The sequence below is a fragment of the Agrococcus sp. DT81.2 genome (genome assembly GCF_049844935.1).
GTDB lineage: Bacteria > Actinomycetota > Actinomycetes > Actinomycetales > Microbacteriaceae > Agrococcus.
In genome coordinates, this window is the sequence record NZ_JBNCLZ010000004.1 from 1 (window position 1) to 16,272 (window position 16,272).

Sequence of the window (16,272 nt, forward strand, 5' to 3'; positions counted from 1 at the left end):
GCCAACGCAACCACCACCCCTCAACCAGGCGTTGCACTAACCCCCTGAAGCCAAGCGCGCTGAGCGTGTCGAAACCGGGCCGTCCGTCCCCGGCGTCGACTCCGCCGCGCGGACCGGCTCAGCCCGAGACCGGCACCTGCTGCGCGATGAACGCCGCCAGCGCATCCGCGTCGCTCACATCGCCCGCGAACGTGACGCCGTCGACGACGATCGTCGGCACGCCCCGCAGCGGCTCGACGCCCTGCAGCGGCTGCTCGATGGCCCGCACGGTCGCCTGCCGCACCCACCACGCGAACTGCGCCGACTGCACGCACTCGTCGATCTCGGCGTCGTGCTCGGCGGCGAGCGCCGAGACTGCCGCGGCGTCGAAGCGCTGCTCCTGCAGGTGGGCGACGAGCGCACTCTGGAACGGCCGGTACGCCTCCGGCTCGCTGTCGGCCACGCACGCGAGCGCGTTGGCGCCCAGCGTCGACGCGTACCCGTTGCCGATCTCGTCGCCGAGCGACACCGGCAGGTAGGCGACGCGCGCCGCGCCCTCGTCGGCGAGCCGCTCGAGCTGCTCTCCGTTGGCCGCGAGCATCCGGTCGCAGTACTCGCACTCCGGGTCGATGACGACGAGGATGTCGTGGATGCCGGTCGCGGGCTCCGGCGCCTCCGGCTCGCCGTCGGCGGGCACGGGCTCGGCCTCGACGACGCCGCCCTCGTCGAACGTGATGGCGTCGGCCATGTTCGCGGGACCGTCGGCGGGCGAGAGCGTGACGATCTGCCCGCCGAGCTCCTGCTGGATCGACTCGAGCGCGGGGTCGCGGATCACCCAGCGGTCCGAGACGAGCACGGTCTGCTCCTGCAGCTGCCGCTCGGTCGCGATGCCCTGTGCCTCATCGGCGCTCGCCGCGAGGATCAGCTCGGTGTCGGTGCCGCACGCGGCCACGACCGGGTCGGAGTCGGCCGCTCGATACTGCTCCACGAGGTCGGCGCACTCGCCGCCGGCCTCGAGGTAGGCGGCGCCCAGCTCGCCGATCGTCGTGATCGGCGCGGGCGGTGTGCTGGCGCACCCGGCCAGCAGGGCGATCGCGGTGACCGCAAGCCCTGCCGGCCAGGCGCGCTCGCGCATCAGGGCGCGGTCGTCTCGGTCGGAGCGGGCTCCTCGCTCGGCGCCGGCGTCTCCGACTCACCGGTCAGCTGACCGGCGGTCGCGGTGACGAACGCCTGGAAGCCGGCCGCATCCGCGGGCGCGCCCGGGTACTTCTCGCCGTTCACGATCACCGTCGGGGTGCGGTCGGCGACCACGCCGTCGGTGCCCGGCAGCGGCTGCGTGCCCGCGCGCACCGTGGCGTCCTCGACCCAGCTCATGAAGCGGCCCTCGCGGATGCAGTCCGCGAGCCCGGTCGACGTGTCGATGCCCGCGCCCTCGGCGATGCCGACGATCTCATCGTTCGTGAGGCCGGCGCTCTGCTCCGACGGCTGGTTGTCGTACATGGCCGAGTTGAACGCCCAGAAGCTGTCCGGCGCGTACTCAGCGACGCACGCGGCCGCCGAGGCGGAGCGCGTGGAGTACTTCGTGCCGAGCGAGGCGCGGTCGAGGATCGAGATCGGGTGCACCTCGACGGTCGCGGCGCCGCTGGAGAGCAGCTGCTCGAGCGTGGCGCGGTTGGCGTCGTCGAAGTCGCCGCACACCGGGCACATGTAGTCCTGGTAGATCTCGATCTGGATGATGTCCTCGCGCGGCGCGGTCGGCGTCGGCTCGCCCTCGGCGGGGGTCGCGGCAGTGCGCTCGGCGACGAAGTCCTTGCCGATCACGATGCCGTTGCTCGCCATGTTCTCGGGGCCGGGGCCGGCGGGGCGGATGCTGTTGACGATCACGACGGCGACGATCGCGACGATCGCCACGGCGGCGACGACGATGCCGCCGATCGTGAGGCCGCGTCGCATGCGCTCGCGGCGTCGCCGCTGCTCCTGCATCGCGCGGGCCTGCTCGCGCGCCTGGGCACGCCGCTCGTTCTTGGTCAGCTTGTCGCTCATGCGTTCCTGTCCTGCTCGGCCGGGGATCCCAGCGGGGGGCGCGATCAGATCACACGCCGCTTCCTAGGGTACCGGGCGCTCGACGTGCCAGGATGTTCCCGCGGGCACCGCTGCCCGCACCCGACCACTACGGATCGTCCGGCACGTACCTGCCGGTGGAAGGAATGACGACAATGGCGTCTGTGACGTTCGACAAGGCGACCCGGTTGTATCCGGGAAGCACGAAGCCCGCCGTCGACTCGATCGACCTGGAGATCGCCGACGGCGAGTTCCTCGTCCTCGTCGGCCCCTCCGGCTGCGGCAAGTCCACCACCCTCCGGATGCTCGCGGGCCTGGAAGAGGTCAACGGCGGCAAGATCCTGATCGGCGACCGCGACGTCACCGACATGCCGCCGAAGGACCGCGACATCGCGATGGTGTTCCAGAACTACGCGCTCTACCCGCACATGACGGTCGCCGAGAACATGGGCTTCGCGCTCAAGATCGCCGGCATCGCCAAGGAGGAGCGCGCGAAGCGCGTCGAGGAGGCTGCCAAGCTGCTCGACCTCGAGCCCTACCTCGGCCGCAAGCCGAAGGCGCTCTCGGGCGGTCAGCGCCAACGCGTCGCGATGGGTCGCGCGATCGTGCGCCAGCCGCAGGTGTTCCTCATGGACGAGCCGCTGTCGAACCTCGACGCGAAGCTGCGCGTGCAGACGCGCACGCAGATCGCGTCGCTGCAGCGTCGTCTGGGTGTCACGACGGTCTACGTCACGCACGACCAGACCGAGGCACTGACGATGGGCGACCGCATCGCGGTGCTCAAGGACGGCATCCTGCAGCAGGTCGGCACGCCTCGCGACCTGTACGCGAACCCGGCGAACGTGTTCGTCGCCGGCTTCATCGGCAGCCCCGCGATGAACCTCATGGAGCTCACGACGAGCGACCAGGGCGTGCACTTCGGCAACCACCTCACCCCCATCCCGCGCGAGCAGCTCGCGGCGGCGAAGGGCGGGCTCGTCGTCGGCGTGCGCCCCGAGGACATCTCCGTCTCGGAACAGGGCAACGACGGCCTGCCGGTGATGGTCGACCTCGTCGAGGAGCTCGGCGCCGACGGCTACCTCTACGGGCACGCGGATGTCGAGGGCAAGCGCGTCGACCTCGTCGCGCGCGTCGATGGCCGCACCCACGCGTCGCTCGGCGACACCGTCTACATCACGCCGGACCCGTCGCACCTGCACGTGTTCGACAAGGAGTCTGGACTGCGGGTCTGACCAGCACCATCCGAAGGGCTCCCGCTCACCGCGGGGGCCCTTCGGCCTACCATGGCGGCATGCGCTCCGACCTGCGGATCACCTCATCGGTGATGGACGCGACCCTGCTCGACCTGCCGTGGGAGCTGCCGCTCGAGCAGTGGACCGAGGACGACGTCGTGCAGCTGCCGAAGGGCATCTCCCGTCACCTCGTGCGCTTCGCCCGGCTGGGCAACCGCGTCGTCGCCATCAAGGAGACGAACGAGGAGATGGCTTCGCGCGAGTACGGCATGCTCCGGAGGCTGCAGCGCCTCGACGTGCCGTGCGTCGAGCCGCTCGCGGTCATCTCGGGCCGCACGGGCATCGACGGCGAGGAGCTGAACGCGGTGCTCGTCACCCGGCACCTCCGCTTCTCGCTCCCCTACCGGGCGCTGTACTCGACATCGATGAAGCCGGAGACCGCGCAGCGCCTGGTCGACGCGCTCGCCGGACTGCTGGTGCGGCTGCACCTCGTCGGCTTCTACTGGGGCGACGTGTCGCTCTCGAACACGCTCTTCCGCCGCGACGCGGGCGCGTTCGCCGCGTACCTCGTCGACGCCGAGACCGGCACGATCGAGCCGAACGGCCTCTCCACCGGCCGCCGCGAGGACGACCTCGAGGTCGCGCGCGTCAACATCGCCGGCGAGCTGCTCGACCTCGCGGCCGGCGACCGCCTCGACGAGTCGATCGACCCGGTCACGGTGGCCGCGTCGATCGTCGAGCAGTACCGCTCGCTGTGGCACGAGCTCACGAGCGACGAGGTCATCGACGTGTCCGAGCGATGGCGCATCAGCGCGCGCATCGAGCGCCTCAACGCCCTCGGTTACGACATCGAGGAGCTCGCGATCCGCACCGGCGACGGCGGCACGACCGTGCGCATCCAGCCCAAGGTCGTCGACCCCGGGCACCATCACCGCCGTCTGCAGGGCCTCACCGGCATCGACGCCGAGGAGAACCAGGCGCGGCGCATGCTCAACGACCTCGACCAGTACGTCGCGATGCAGCACGACCTGCGGCCGAACGTGGGCGACGAGGCGCTGGCGAACGAGTGGCTCGAGCGGGTGTTCTCGCCCATCGTGCAGTCCGTGCCGATCGAGCTGCGCGGCAAGCTCGAGGGCCCCGAGATCTTCCACGAGGTGCTCGAGCACCGCTGGTACCTCTCCGAGCAGCTGCAGTGCGAGGTGCCGCTCGAGGAGGCTGCCGCGAGCTACATCGAGACGCAGCTGTCGCACCGTCGCGACGAGGCAGCGCTGCTCGGCGTGCCGGTCACGACGGCGATCCCGATCGTGCCGGTCGAGACGGGCGCGATCGCGCTCGATGACGACGACGACGACCCGAACTGGCGCGACAGGATCTGACGCCCCTCCCGCTCGTCGAGTAGCACGCCGAAGGCGCGCGTATCGAGACGCCGGGCCACCCGATCTCGATACGCGGCGACGCTCCGCGCCGCAGCTACTCGATCAGCGAGCGGAGCGGAGCTTCGCCACCTCGTAGAGCGTGATGGATGCCGCGATGCCGGCGTTGAGCGACTCGGTCGCCGCGCCGATGGGGATCGAGACGATCGCGTCGCAGGTCTCCGCGACGAGGCGCGACAGCCCCTTGCCCTCGCTGCCGACGACGATCACGAGCGGACCGGCCGCGAGCTCGAGCTCGTGGAGCGACACGTCACCGTCGCCGTCGAGGCCGATGACGAAGCATCCCTGCGACTTGAGGTCCTTGAGCGTCGCGGTCAGGTTGGAGGCCATCGCGACCGGCACGCGCGCCGCGGCGCCCGCGCTGGTCTTCCACGCGCTCGCCGTCACGCCGACCGAGCGACGCTGCGGCACGATGACGCCCTGCGCGCCGAACGCGGCGGACGAGCGGATGATCGCACCCAGGTTGCGCGGGTCGGTGATGCCGTCGAGGGCGACGAACAGCGGCGTCTGGCCGCGGTCGATGACGGTCTCGAGCAGGTCGATCGGGTGCGCGTACTGGTACGGCGGCACCTTGAGCGCGACGCCCTGGTGCACGGCGTCGTGGCCGGAGAGGCGGTCGAGCTCGGGCCGCATCACCTCGAGCACGGGCACGCCGCGCTTCGTGGCGATCGAGAGGATCTCCTTGACCCGGTCGTCCATCTCGAGCCGCGAGGCGAGGATGAGCGAGGTCGCCGGGATCTTGGCGCGCAGCGCCTCGAGCACCGAGTTGCGGCCGGTCACCATCTCGGAGTCGTCCTTCGCCGACGACGGCTTCCGGTGCCGCGGCGGCTGCTGCTGCGCCGGGCGCCCCTTCGCCGACGCGGCCTCGAAGCGCTCGCGCGACGCCTTCCGCTTGCCGGCGGGGTGCCAGGAGCGGTCCTCCGCCTTGGGAGTGGGGCCCTTGCCCTCGAGCGCCCTGCGGCCGAGGCCACCGGTGCCCTTGGAGGGGCCCTTCTTCCGCGGCGATCGCTGCGGCTTCGTCATGGGATGCTCCAGGTGGTCGTGTGCTTGCCGTCCTCGACGAGGATGCCGGCGGCCGCGAGCGTGTCGCGGATGCGGTCGGATGCCGCGAAGTCGCGGTTGGCGCGAGCCTCGCGGCGCTCCGCGAGGAGCGTCTCGACGAGGTTCGACAGCGCGTGGCTCTCGGCCGAGGGTACAGCCTGCCACACCGCATCGGCCGGGTCGAGCCCCAGCACGCGCAGCATCGCGAGCGCCTCGCCGGCCCGAGCGAGCGCCGTCGCGTCGTCGCCGGCGTCGAGCGCGGCGTTCGCAGCACGCGTGGTGTCGTGCAGCACGGCGACCGCCTGCGGCGTCGACAGGTCGTCGTCCATGGCCGCACCGAACGCATCCGGCACCTCGATCTCGGGCAGCTCGCCGACGCGCCGGGCGCGCTCGAGCATCGACTCGATGCGGCCGAACGCGGCCTCCGCCTCGGCGAGCGAGCCGCCCTCGAGGCTGCCGTCGGCCGTGCGCAGGTCGATCGTCGAGCGGTAGTGCGGGGCGACGAGGAAGTAGCGGGCGACGATCGGCCGCACGGAGCCGAGCAGGTCGGCCGCGAAGATCGAGTTGCCGAGCGACTTCGACATCTTCTCGCCGTCGACGTTGACGAGGCCGTTGTGACTCCACACGCGCGCGAAGCCGAGGCCCGCGGCCGTCGACTGGGCGAGCTCGTTCTCGTGGTGCGGGAACCGCAGGTCGAGGCCGCCGCCGTGGATGTCGAAGCTGTCGCCCAGGTAGCGGCGCGCCATCGCCGAGCACTCGATGTGCCAGCCGGGCCGGCCGTTGCCCCACGGCGACGCCCACGACGCCGACTCGGGCTCGTCCTCCTTCGACGCCTTCCAGAGCGCGAAGTCGCGCGGGTCGCGCTTGCCGCGCGGGTCGGCGTCGGCCGCCGGCTCCATCTTGTCGATCGACTGCCGGGTGAGGGCCCCGTACTGCGGCCAGGAGCGCACGTCGAAGTAGACGTCGGCGGTGCCGTCGAGCGCCGGGTAGGCGTGCCCGAGGTCGATGAGCAGCTGGATCAGCTCGTGCATGCCCTGCACGGATGCGGTGGCGCGCGGCTCGTAGGTCGGCGCGAGCACGCCGACGGCCCGGTACGCCGCCGTGAACTCGAGCTCGACGCGATACGCGAGCGCCCACCACGGCTCGTCGACCGCGTTGACGAGCACCTTGTCGTCGATGTCGGTGACGTTGCGCACGAACGTGACGCGCATCCCGCGATGCGTGAGCCAGCGGCGCCACACGTCGTAGGCGACGGCGCTGCGCACGTGGCCGATGTGCGGCGACGACTGCACCGTCGGGCCGCAGACGTACATCGACACCTCGCCCGCACGCAGCGGCTCGAGGTCGATGACGGCCTGCTGGCGGGAGTCGTAGATGCGCACGGTCACGGTCCCCAAGGCTACTGGGCGCGCTCCCCAGCGGACTTCGTGCTCTGCGGGACCCCTTCCACCAAACGGGACCCGGTGCACCGGGTCCCGATCGGTGGAAGGGGTCCCGCTACCGGCAGGGGCGCCGCTACCTAGAGCGCGGGAGCGAGTCGGCGTGGCGACTGCGCAATCTTGCGCAATGTGCGCCATCCGCCCTAGCCTCCCCATGACGAAGGGGTGAGGCATGGCTCCCAGGCGTGAGCGCCAGCGCCGGCTCCAGTGGATCCTGGTGGCGGTGATCATCGCCCAGATCGCTGTTCCCGCGATCGCGCTCACGCAGGAGAAGCCCGCCCGGTTCGGCTTCCAGATGTACTCGGGGTACGGCGAGGGCTCGATCACGGTGCTGGACGACGGCGGCCGAGAGATCGACGTCGACATGGGGGCGCTCCTCCCCCGGGCGCTGCGACCCGAGCTCGACTGGACACGGCACGTGCCGGCGCACCTCTGCGCCGAGGTGCCGAGAGCCGCGACCGTCGTAGTCGAGCAGGACCTCACCGGTCGGGCGGCGGTGCCGTGCGACTGACGGATCTGCTCGACCCGCGCGTCGACGGACGACCCCTCGCCCTGGCCCGGATGCTGCTGGCGTTCGCGCTCGCGGTGTGCGCGCTGGAGTCGTCGGCGGTGCTGTCCGGCATCGCCGCGGGCAAGCTGCAGTACCCGGTGCTCGCGATCATCCCCGGCCCGACCCCGCTCGCGGTGCAGGTCTTCCAGGTCGTCGGCCTGCTGGCCGCGGTGTGCCTGCTCCTCGGCCTCTTCGCGCGCGCATCGGCGGCGACGGGCAGCGCGCTGCTCGCCGGTGCCCTGCTGTGGGACCAGCAGACCTACTCGAGCCACCATCTGCTCGTCACGCTGCTGCTCGCCTACCTGGCGTTCGCGCACGCGGGGCAGCGGTGGGGCATCGCGGCGCCGAGGGGACGGGAGCACGCCGCCGTCCCGTGGTGGCCGCAGCTGCTGATGATGACCCAGGTCAGCGTGCTCTACCTGTTCGCGGGGCTCTCGAAGGTCAATCCGCGGTTCCTCTCGGGCGAGCCGCTCCAGGAGTGGATGTGGCTCGACGCACCGCTCTGGGTCTTCCAGGCGCTCGCCGTCGCGACCGTGGCCACCGAGCTGTTCCTCGCCGCCGCGCTCTGGATCCGGCGGGCGCGCGTCCTCGCCGTCGTCGCCGGGGTCGGCCTGCACCTCTCCATCCTGGTCGGGCTCACCGACCAGACGCTCGTGCTCACCGCCTTCGCCGCCGCCTCGCTGAGCACCTACTGGCTCTTCCTCACGCGTCCGAGCCTGCGCTCTGCGGGCGCCGCAAGCGCCCGGCAACCCGCCAGCCGATCGGCCGCTGCGACGCTCGACTGAGCTAGCGGCGGATGAGCGCGGTCGCGACCGCCTGCACGCCCTCGCCGCGACCGATCGCGCCGAGCCCGTCGGTCGTCGTGCCCGAGACACTGACGGGCGCGCCGACCATCGCGGAGAGCGCTCGCTGCGCCTCGTCGCGTCGGCTGCCGATGCGCGGGCGCACGCCGAGCACCTGCACCGCGACGTTCATCGGCCGCCACCCGTGCTCCGCGAGCCGCGCGACGGCGGCCCGCACGAAGACCTCGCCGTGCGCGCCGGCGTGCTGCGGGTCGTCGACGCCGACGAGCGAGCCGATGTCGCCGAGCCCGGCAGCCCCCAGCAGTGCGTCGACGATCGCGTGGCACACCGCATCGCCGTCGGAGTGCCCCTCGAGGCCCGGGCCCTCCCACTCGAGCCCCGCGAGCCGCAGCGGGCCGTCGCCGCCGAACGCGTGCACGTCGGCGCCGATCCCGACCCGGATGGCCGGGCCCAGCAGCGACTCGGCGCGATCCGCGTCGGCGGCGGTCGTGATCTTGAACGCGAGCTCGTCGCCTCGGACGGCCGCGACCGGCTCCCCGAGCGCCTGCACGAGCTGCGCGTCGTCGGTCGACGCACCCATCGCATCCGCCGCGGCGTACGCGCGACGCAGCAGCGCGGCGTCGAAGCCCTGCGGCGTCTGCATGGCGCGCAGCGCCGCGCGATCGACGATGGGGCCGAGCACATCGCCCTCCGAGTGACGCGCCGCCTCGACCGAACGCACCGTGTCGACCACCGGCAGCACCGGCACGACGGCGGATGCGCCCTCCCGCAGCGCGGCGATGACGCGCTCGACCTGCGCGGCCGGCGTGAGCGCGCGAGCCGCGTCGTGCACGAGCACCCATCGCGCGTCGCCGACGGCGGCGAGGCCTGCCGCGACGGAGTCGGCGCGCGTCGCGCCCCCGACCACCACGTGCGCGGCGACGCCCGCGCGCTCGGCGATCGCCGACGCATCCGCCTCGAGGCCGGCGGGCACGACGACGAGGAGCCGCGCATCGACGGCGGCCAGGCCGCGCAGCGCGTGCTCGAGGATCGGCGCACCGGCGACGGTCGCGAAGGCCTTGGGCACGCCCCGGCCGAGCCGGGTGCCGCTGCCCGCGGCGACGACGATGATGGCGGTCTCGGTCACGAGCACGAGCCTAGACACACGAAGAGGCGCCCGACCTTGGGGATCGGGCGCCTCAGCTGCGGGGGTCTCGCGGACCGGCTTCAGACGGCCGGGGCGAGCGCCTCGTCGAGGCGCGCCGATGCGGCGTCCTCGTCGGTGTGCTCGGCGAGCGCGAGCTCGGAGACCAGGATCTGCCGGGCCTTCGCGAGCATGCGCTTCTCGCCGGCGGACAGGCCGCGGTCCTGGTCGCGGCGCGAGAGGTCGCGCACGACCTCGCTCACCTTGATCACATCGCCGGAAGCGAGCTTCTCGACGTTCGCCTTGTAGCGGCGGGCCCAGTTCGTGGGCTCCTCGGTGAAGTCCGCGCGCAGCACCTCGAACACGCGGTCGAGGCCCTCCTCGCCGATCACGTCGCGGACGCCCACCATGTCGACGTTCTGCGCGGGGACCTCGATCGTGAGGCCGCCCTGCGCGACGTTGAGCTTGAGGTAGGTGGTCTCGACGCCCTTGATCTTGCGGACCTTGACCTCGGTGATCGTCGCGGCACCGTGGTGGGGGTAGACGACCGTCTCTCCGACCTCAAAGTTCATCGAATGCTCCTCGTCATAGCCAGAACCTTGATTTTATCACAGCGTGTCGCTCGCGAGCGCCCGTGCCGGCGTGGTTGGATCACGCCCCGCGGTGGGCCGAGAGCCGGTCCCGCGGCGCGTCGCCCGCCCGGGCGCGGGGCGAGCGGTGGGCACCACGGCCCTCCGCCTCCACCTGCACCTCGGTACTACAGTGGACACGACCGTCGGTGCGCCGTTCCAGCACCGTCGGCCTTCGTCGAAAGGGTTCTCGTGCAGCCTCGCACCGTCGCCGCAGCAGCCGCAGCAGTCGTCGTCGCCTTGACAGCGACCGGTTGCAACATCTTCACGCCGCAGGCGACCCTGATCGAGTACGACCCGTCCGACGGCGTCTCGGGCAAGACCGGCACGGTCGAGTTCCACAATGCGACGCTCATCGGCGAGCCCGAGGGCGACGCGCTCAACCTCTCGGTGACGTTCACGAACGCGGGCGAGGCGACGGTCGTCGAGGTGCGCTACGACGACCAGGCGCAGCAGATCCGCGTGCCCGAGGGCGTCACGACCTACGGCTTCCCCGACCAGCAGCTCGTCTTCGAGTCAGGCGACGACCTCACGTTCGGCTCGCTTCAGAACGTGTCGTTCCAGGCCGACGGCGCCGAGCCGACCGGCGTGAACGTGCAGGCCATCTCGACCGAGTTCGTCGGCTACGAGACCCTCGGCCCGGTCGAGCCCGCCGCCGGCTGACCGAGCGAGCCTCGGGCGCCGCTCAGCGCTCGAAGCGGTACCCGAGCCCGCGCAGCGTGACCACGCGCGTCGGGCTCGAGGGGTCCTCCTCGATCTTCGCCCGCAGACGCTTGATGTGCACGTCGAGCGTCTTCGTGTCGCCGAAGTAGTCGCTCCCCCACACCCGGTCGATCAGCTGCCCGCGCGTCAGCACGCGCCCGGCGTTGCGCATGAGGTACTCGAGCAGCTCGAACTCGCGGAGCGGCATCGCCGTCTCGTGCCCCGCGACGGTCACCGTGTGGCTGTCGGCGTCGAGGCGCACGCGGCCGATCTCGACGACGGCGTCGTCGTCGTCCTCCTCCTCGGTCGCGCGGCGGCGCAGCACGGCGCGGATGCGCGCGATGAGCTCGCGCGTCGAGTACGGCTTCGTCACGTAGTCGTCGGCGCCCAGCTCGAGCCCGACGATCGTGTCGACCTCGCTGTCCTTCGCGGTGACCATGATGATCGGCACGCGCGAGGACTGACGGATGTGGCGGCACACCTCGGTGCCGCTGCGACCGGGGAGCATGAGGTCGAGCAAGATCAGGTCGGCGCCCTCCTGCTCGAACATCCGCACCCCTTCGTTCCCGTCGATGGCGTGCGCCGTCTCGTAGCCCTCCAGCTCGAGCAGGTACGACAGAGGCTCGGCGAGGGCGGTCTCGTCCTCGACGATCAGGATGCGCGTCATGCAGTCTCCTTGTAGGCGGTGGTGCCGTCGACGGGCAGTCGGAGCGTGAAGGTCGAGCCCTGGCCCGGGCGCGACCACAGCGTGACCTCGCCGCCGTGGCTGACGGCGACGTGCTTCACGATACTGAGGCCGAGGCCAGTGCCTCCCGTCACGCGGCTGCGCGCGGGGTCGACGCGGTAGAAGCGCTCGAACACGCGCTCGGAGTCCTCGGCAGCGATGCCGACGCCCTTGTCGGTGACCGAGATCTCGACGACGCCCTCGGTGACGCGCACGCCCACGCCCACGTGCGTCGCCTCCGGCGAGTACTGCAGCGCGTTCGCGATGAGGTTCTGGACGGCCATCGTGATGAGCTCCTCGGAGCCCAGCACGTCGACCTCGTCGAGCACGCGCGGCATGACGCGCATCCGCTTCGACTCGGCCAGCACCCGGTTGCGGTCGACGGCGACCTCGATGACGCGCGCGATCGGCACGTGCTCGGCGTGGTCGAGCGGGTCGTCGGACTGGATGCGCGAGAGGTCGATGAGCGCCTTCGTCATGCGAGCGAGGCGGTCGGCCTCGAGCTGCATGCGCTGCGCGAACGCGCGCACTCGCTCCGGCTCCTCCGCGGCCGCTTCGATCGCCTCCGCCAGCACGGTGACGGCACCGATCGGGGTCTTGAGCTCGTGGCTGACGTTGGCGACGAAGTCGCGGCGCACGCCCGCGAGCCGCAGCTCCTCGGTCTGGTCGGCGGCGAGCACGAGCATGAAGCGGTTGCCGAGCGGCGCGACCCGCACCCGCAGGTGCAGCTCGGTGCCGACGCCGATGCGCCCGCGCCGGTGCACGAGGTCGAGCACCTCCTGCTCGCCCGTGCGCCAGACCCTCCGCACCGCGTCGAGGATCTCGTGGGAGCGCAGTGCGCGGCCGTCGACGAGGTCGAGCGCGATCGCGCCGGGCGACGAGAGGATCACCTGGTTGGAGCCGTCCATCACGACGCCCGCCGACTCGAGCACGTGCACCATGGCTGCGATGCCGTCGGGGACGGGTTCGCTCGAGATGGCCATCACCTGCCGGCCGCGGTGCGCGGCGACGCCGAGCAGGTGCACCGAGACCGCCCCGATCGCGAAGCCCAGCAGGAGCGCGAGGAGCACGTACCAGGACGCATCCACCCCACGATCGTAGCCGGTGGCCCGGACGCGCCCGCCGTCCCGGGTTCAGGCTCCAGACACCCGGCGGTAACCTGAGGCAAGGACACTGGGCATCAGGACCGTGCCCCGCTCGACGAAGCAGCGGGGCACAGCACAAGGGGGCAGCAGCCATGCGCGACGTATTCCAGCAGGAGCTCAGCGAGGTGCAGGATCGCCTCGTCGACATCGCCAACCACGTCGTCGTCTCGATCGAGGCGGCCGTGCGCGCGTTCGGAGACTCGAACGTGCAGCTCGCGGAGCACGTGATCGCGACCGACCCGATCATCGACGACAAGGCCAACTCGCTCGACGAGCTCGCGATCGACATCATCGCCCGGCAGTCGCCCGTCGCGCGCGACCTGCGGATCGTCGTCTCGGCGCTCCGCATCTCGGCGTCGCTCGAGCGGATGGGCGACCTCGCGCGCCACATCGCGCTGCTCGCGCGCTACCGGTTCCCGATGCAGGTCGTGCCCGAGTCGCTGCAGCCGACGTTCGCCGAGATGGGTGCCCGCGACATCGAGATCGCGAAGATGCTCCGCGACCTGCTCGAGACGCAGGACCTCGCGCTCGCCGACCAGCTCGAGACCGCCGACAACGAGGTCGACCAGCTGCACCGCGACGTCTTCGCGCACGTGCTCGGCACCACGTGGGAGGGCGCAGCGCACACGACCGTCGACGCGACGCTCGCGAGCCGCTACCACGAGCGCTTCGCCGACCACGCGGTCGGCATCGCGAAGAAGGTCAAGTACCTCGCGACCGGCGACTGGACCGGCGACGACGACGCTCGCGCCGAGATGGCACCGGAGCCGGTGCGCGCACCGGTCGGCCCGACGGCGCATCCGCTCGAGACCTCCGACTAGGCCGAAGGAACGAGCAAGGGCCCCGCACCACGCGGGGCCCTTCTCCGTGCGCGAGGGGTCAGTGCTCCCTGCTCAGTGCTTGCTGCCCTGGCTCGCGACCGCGGCGGCACCGGCGGCGGCCGCCTCGGGGTCGAGGTACTCCCCCGGGCCCAGCGGCATGTTGTCGTCGCCGAGCCGGTAGACGAGCGGGATGCCGGTGGGGATGTTGAGGGCCGCGATGTCGTCGTCGGAGATGCTCTCGAGGTGCTTGACGAGCGCGCGCAGCGAGTTGCCGTGCGCCGTCACGAGCACGGTCTTGCCCGCGTCGAGGTCGTCCGTGATCGTCGACTCCCAGTACGGCAGGAAGCGCTCGATGACGTCCTTGAGGCACTCGGTCGCGGGCACGTCGCCGTCGATGTCGGCGTAGCGGGGGTCGCCCGCCTGCGAGTACTCGTTGTCGGCGGCGATGGGCGGCGGCGGGGTGTCGAACGAGCGGCGCCAGAGCATGAACTGGTCCTCGCCGTACTGCTCGAGGGTCTCGGCCTTGTCCTTGCCCTGCAGGTCGCCGTAGTGGCGCTCGTTGAGGCGCCACGAGCGCGTCACCGGGATCCACGAGCGGTCGGCCGCGTCGAGCGCGATGTTGGCGGTCTGGATGGCCCGGGTCAGGAGCGACGTGTAGAGCACGTCGGGCAGCAGGTCGCGCTCGCGCAGCAGCTCGCCGCCGCGCTTCGCCTCCTCCTCGCCCTTGGGCGTGAGCCGGACGTCGACCCAGCCGGTGAACAGGTTCTTCTCGTTCCAGGTCGACTGGCCGTGGCGGAGCAGGATGAGGGTGCGCTCGGTCATGCCGCCAGCCTAGTTGCGAGCAGGTGCCGATCCGCGGTTCGGATGCCTCGGCGCGCGGTCAGTCGGGACCGTGGCGGCCGAGGATGGGTGCGACCACGACGTGCACGAGCGGCACGGCCGATGCCGCCATGAGCACCGCGCCGAGCACGGCGTCGTCGGGGCGCAGCAGCGCGCCGGCGAGCAGCAGCCCCGCGAACAGGATCGCCGACGCGAGGCGGGTGACGGAGCGCTCGAGCCGCGCGACCCGTCGCTCGAGTCGCGGGGTGGTGATCGCGACCCTGCCTTCCTCGACCCTGGTGATCACCGCATCCAACCGCTGCGGCAGCCGCGCGATCACACCGGCCGTCGCGAGCGCCTCCTGCGCGAACCCCTGCACGACGCTGCCGCGCTCGTCGCGCAGCAGCTGCGCCGCGTAGGGCTCGACCGAGTCCCAGAGGTTGAACGCGGGGTCGAGCGAGCTGCATACGCCCGACGTGAGCCCCATCGCGCGGATGATGAGCATGAAGTCCTCGGGCAGCTGGAACGGCAGCGAGCGCATGAGGTCCTGGAACTCGATCGCGAAGTCGCGGAACTCGCGCGGATCGACGTCGCGCAGCTCGGCGAAGCCCATGCCGCCGAAGCGGGCGAACGCGTGCGTCATCGCGCGCTCGAGCTCGCCCGTGTCGGCGGTGGGCAGCAGCGCGCCGACGTCGCGGATCGCGTCGACGAGCCCCTTGCCGTCGCGCCCGGCGGCGGCGATCAGCAGCCGGCGTAGTCCCCTGCGCGTGCCGCTCGGCACCTCGCCCATCATCCCGAAGTCGACGAACGTCAGCTGCCAGGCCGGGCCGGACGCATCCGCCGCCGCACCCGTCGGCGTGACGAACAGGTTGCCGGGGTGCGGGTCGGCGTGGAAGAAGCCGTGCGAGAAGAACTGGTCGAACATGACGGCGGCGAACGCGTGCGCGACGGCCGACGGGTCGATGCCGGCCGCGCGGAGGCCCTCGACGTCGGTGATCTTGATCGCTGAGACGTCGGAGAGCGTCAGCACGCGGCGCGTGGTGCGCTCCCAGATGATCTCGGGCACCCGCACGCGCGGGTCGCCCGCGAAGTCGGCGGCGAAGCGCTCGGCGTTCGCCGCCTCGTGCAGGTAGTCGATCTCGTGCAGGCTCGTGACCGCGAACTCCTCGATGAGCGCGGGCACGTCGACGCGGTCGGCGACGATCCGCACGCGCCGCAGCCACCCGCCCACACGGCGGAGCGCGGCGAGGTCGACGTCGACGATCACGTCGATGCCCGGTCGCTGCACCTTGACGACGGCGGCGGTGATTCCGGTGTCGGCGGTGTCGATCTCGGCGAGCGTCGCGCGGTGCGCCTGCCCGAGCGACGCCGCGGCGACCGGCGAGGGCTCGATCGAGCCGTAGGCGCGCGCGAGCGGCATGCCGAGCTCGCGCTCGGCGAGGTCGCGGATCAACGGGAAGGGCACCGCGGGCGCCTCGTCCTGCAGGCCCTCGAGCTCGCGCGTGATCTCGGGCGGCAGCACGTCGAGCCGCGACGACATGAACTGCCCGACCTTGATCATGAGTCCGCCGAGGTCGACGGCGAGCGCGTGGAAGCGGCGGGCGAGTCGGGTGAGGCGGGCGCTGCGCGTGCGCGCGGCGATCCCCGCGAGCCCGATGCGCGGCAGGAAGAGCTCGAACCACCACATCGCCGCGAGGTGGCGCGCCGCGAAGCGCAGGATGCGGCGGTAGCGCGCACGTGAGCTGCCGACGTCGGGCATCGTCTCTCCTAG

The 16,272-nt window shown here is 71.8% G+C and carries 16 protein-coding genes; 6 read left to right on the forward strand and 10 right to left on the reverse strand.

All coding sequences use genetic code 11. The features are described 5' to 3' along the window. Positions 1-118 precede the first annotated feature (118 nt). Complete coding sequence (locus ACLQ21_RS08640; protein WP_425662913.1) at positions 119-1,114, reverse strand: DsbA family protein; 996 nt, start codon at positions 1,112-1,114, stop codon at positions 119-121. After that, complete coding sequence (locus ACLQ21_RS08645; protein ID WP_425662914.1) at positions 1,114-2,022, reverse strand: DsbA family protein; 909 nt, start codon at positions 2,020-2,022, stop codon at positions 1,114-1,116. The genes ACLQ21_RS08640 and ACLQ21_RS08645 overlap by 1 nt, the downstream gene beginning before the upstream one ends. A gap of 173 nt (positions 2,023-2,195) precedes the next feature. On the opposite strand from ACLQ21_RS08645, the gene ACLQ21_RS08650 reads away from it, so the two are divergent. Next, positions 2,196-3,272, forward strand: a complete 1,077-nt coding sequence (locus tag ACLQ21_RS08650; protein WP_425662915.1) for an ABC transporter ATP-binding protein — start codon at positions 2,196-2,198, stop codon at positions 3,270-3,272. Positions 3,273-3,331: 59 nt separating this feature from the next. Beyond that, positions 3,332-4,648, forward strand: a complete 1,317-nt coding sequence (locus tag ACLQ21_RS08655) for a DUF4032 domain-containing protein (RefSeq protein ID WP_425662916.1) — start codon at positions 3,332-3,334, stop codon at positions 4,646-4,648. A gap of 102 nt (positions 4,649-4,750) precedes the next feature. On the opposite strand, the gene rlmB is transcribed toward ACLQ21_RS08655, so the two are convergent. Together rlmB and cysS are read right to left on the reverse strand one after the other, a co-directional pair. After that, entirely contained in the window at positions 4,751-5,728 is a 978-nt protein-coding gene (gene rlmB / locus ACLQ21_RS08660; protein WP_425662917.1) for a 23S rRNA (guanosine(2251)-2'-O)-methyltransferase RlmB, read from the reverse strand. Further along, positions 5,725-7,134, reverse strand: coding sequence for a cysteine--tRNA ligase (gene cysS / locus ACLQ21_RS08665; RefSeq protein WP_425662918.1), 1,410 nt, complete (start codon positions 7,132-7,134; stop codon positions 5,725-5,727). Before cysS ends, rlmB begins: the two co-directional genes overlap by 4 nt. A gap of 223 nt (positions 7,135-7,357) precedes the next feature. Between cysS and ACLQ21_RS08670 the strand changes: the two genes are divergently transcribed. Then, positions 7,358-7,696 (forward strand): hypothetical protein, encoded by a 339-nt coding sequence (locus tag ACLQ21_RS08670; protein WP_425662919.1) that lies wholly within the window; start codon positions 7,358-7,360, stop codon positions 7,694-7,696. Continuing rightward, the gene (locus tag ACLQ21_RS08675; RefSeq protein ID WP_425662920.1) at positions 7,687-8,520 is read left to right on the forward strand and encodes an HTTM domain-containing protein; all 834 of its coding nucleotides are present in this window, start codon (positions 7,687-7,689) and stop codon (positions 8,518-8,520) included. The genes ACLQ21_RS08670 and ACLQ21_RS08675 overlap by 10 nt, the downstream gene beginning before the upstream one ends. 1 nt (position 8,521) lies before the next feature. Here the strand turns inward: ACLQ21_RS08675 and ispD are convergent, their stop codons facing one another. Both ispD and ACLQ21_RS08685 read right to left on the reverse strand, forming a co-directional pair. After that, complete coding sequence (ispD, locus tag ACLQ21_RS08680; protein WP_425662921.1) at positions 8,522-9,664, reverse strand: 2-C-methyl-D-erythritol 4-phosphate cytidylyltransferase; 1,143 nt, start codon at positions 9,662-9,664, stop codon at positions 8,522-8,524. An 80-nt stretch (positions 9,665-9,744) separates the two neighbouring features. After that, positions 9,745-10,233: a CarD family transcriptional regulator gene (locus tag ACLQ21_RS08685; RefSeq protein WP_425662922.1), complete on the reverse strand. Its 489-nt coding sequence runs from the start codon at positions 10,231-10,233 to the stop codon at positions 9,745-9,747. Positions 10,234-10,482: 249 nt separating this feature from the next. On the opposite strand from ACLQ21_RS08685, the gene ACLQ21_RS08690 reads away from it, so the two are divergent. Continuing rightward, positions 10,483-10,953, forward strand: a complete 471-nt coding sequence (locus ACLQ21_RS08690) for a hypothetical protein (RefSeq protein ID WP_425662923.1) — start codon at positions 10,483-10,485, stop codon at positions 10,951-10,953. Positions 10,954-10,975: 22 nt separating this feature from the next. On the opposite strand, the gene ACLQ21_RS08695 is transcribed toward ACLQ21_RS08690, so the two are convergent. Continuing rightward, a complete protein-coding gene (locus ACLQ21_RS08695) occupies positions 10,976-11,659 on the reverse strand; it encodes a response regulator (protein ID WP_425662924.1) in 684 nt (227 codons plus the stop codon). Continuing rightward, complete coding sequence (locus ACLQ21_RS08700) at positions 11,656-12,804, reverse strand: sensor histidine kinase (RefSeq protein ID WP_425662925.1); 1,149 nt, start codon at positions 12,802-12,804, stop codon at positions 11,656-11,658. The genes ACLQ21_RS08695 and ACLQ21_RS08700 overlap by 4 nt, the downstream gene beginning before the upstream one ends. A gap of 149 nt (positions 12,805-12,953) precedes the next feature. Here ACLQ21_RS08700 and phoU point away from each other — a divergent pair, with 149 nt between their 5' ends. Further along, positions 12,954-13,682, forward strand: coding sequence for a phosphate signaling complex protein PhoU (phoU, locus tag ACLQ21_RS08705; RefSeq protein WP_425662926.1), 729 nt, complete (start codon positions 12,954-12,956; stop codon positions 13,680-13,682). A gap of 72 nt (positions 13,683-13,754) precedes the next feature. Here the strand turns inward: phoU and ACLQ21_RS08710 are convergent, their stop codons facing one another. After that, complete coding sequence (locus tag ACLQ21_RS08710; protein ID WP_425662927.1) at positions 13,755-14,504, reverse strand: phosphoglyceromutase; 750 nt, start codon at positions 14,502-14,504, stop codon at positions 13,755-13,757. Between the two features lie 58 nt (positions 14,505-14,562). Then, positions 14,563-16,260: an ABC1 kinase family protein gene (locus ACLQ21_RS08715; RefSeq protein ID WP_425662928.1), complete on the reverse strand. Its 1,698-nt coding sequence runs from the start codon at positions 16,258-16,260 to the stop codon at positions 14,563-14,565. Positions 16,261-16,272: the final 12 nt, after the last annotated feature.

Coding starts and splice junctions, on each gene's coding strand:
- ACLQ21_RS08640 (WP_425662913.1), bottom strand. CDS start 1,114: ATGCGCGAGCGCGCCTGGCCGGCAGGGCTTGCGGTCACCGCGATCGCC.
- ACLQ21_RS08645 (WP_425662914.1), bottom strand. CDS start 2,022: ATGAGCGACAAGCTGACCAAGAACGAGCGGCGTGCCCAGGCGCGCGAG.
- ACLQ21_RS08650 (WP_425662915.1), top strand. CDS start 2,196: ATGGCGTCTGTGACGTTCGACAAGGCGACCCGGTTGTATCCGGGAAGC.
- ACLQ21_RS08655 (WP_425662916.1), top strand. CDS start 3,332: ATGCGCTCCGACCTGCGGATCACCTCATCGGTGATGGACGCGACCCTG.
- rlmB (WP_425662917.1), bottom strand. CDS start 5,728: ATGACGAAGCCGCAGCGATCGCCGCGGAAGAAGGGCCCCTCCAAGGGC.
- ACLQ21_RS08670 (WP_425662919.1), top strand. CDS start 7,358: ATGGCTCCCAGGCGTGAGCGCCAGCGCCGGCTCCAGTGGATCCTGGTG.
- ACLQ21_RS08685 (WP_425662922.1), bottom strand. CDS start 10,233: ATGAACTTTGAGGTCGGAGAGACGGTCGTCTACCCCCACCACGGTGCC.
- ACLQ21_RS08695 (WP_425662924.1), bottom strand. CDS start 11,659: ATGACGCGCATCCTGATCGTCGAGGACGAGACCGCCCTCGCCGAGCCT.
- phoU (WP_425662926.1), top strand. CDS start 12,954: ATGCGCGACGTATTCCAGCAGGAGCTCAGCGAGGTGCAGGATCGCCTC.
- ACLQ21_RS08710 (WP_425662927.1), bottom strand. CDS start 14,504: ATGACCGAGCGCACCCTCATCCTGCTCCGCCACGGCCAGTCGACCTGG.
- ACLQ21_RS08715 (WP_425662928.1), bottom strand. CDS start 16,260: ATGCCCGACGTCGGCAGCTCACGTGCGCGCTACCGCCGCATCCTGCGC.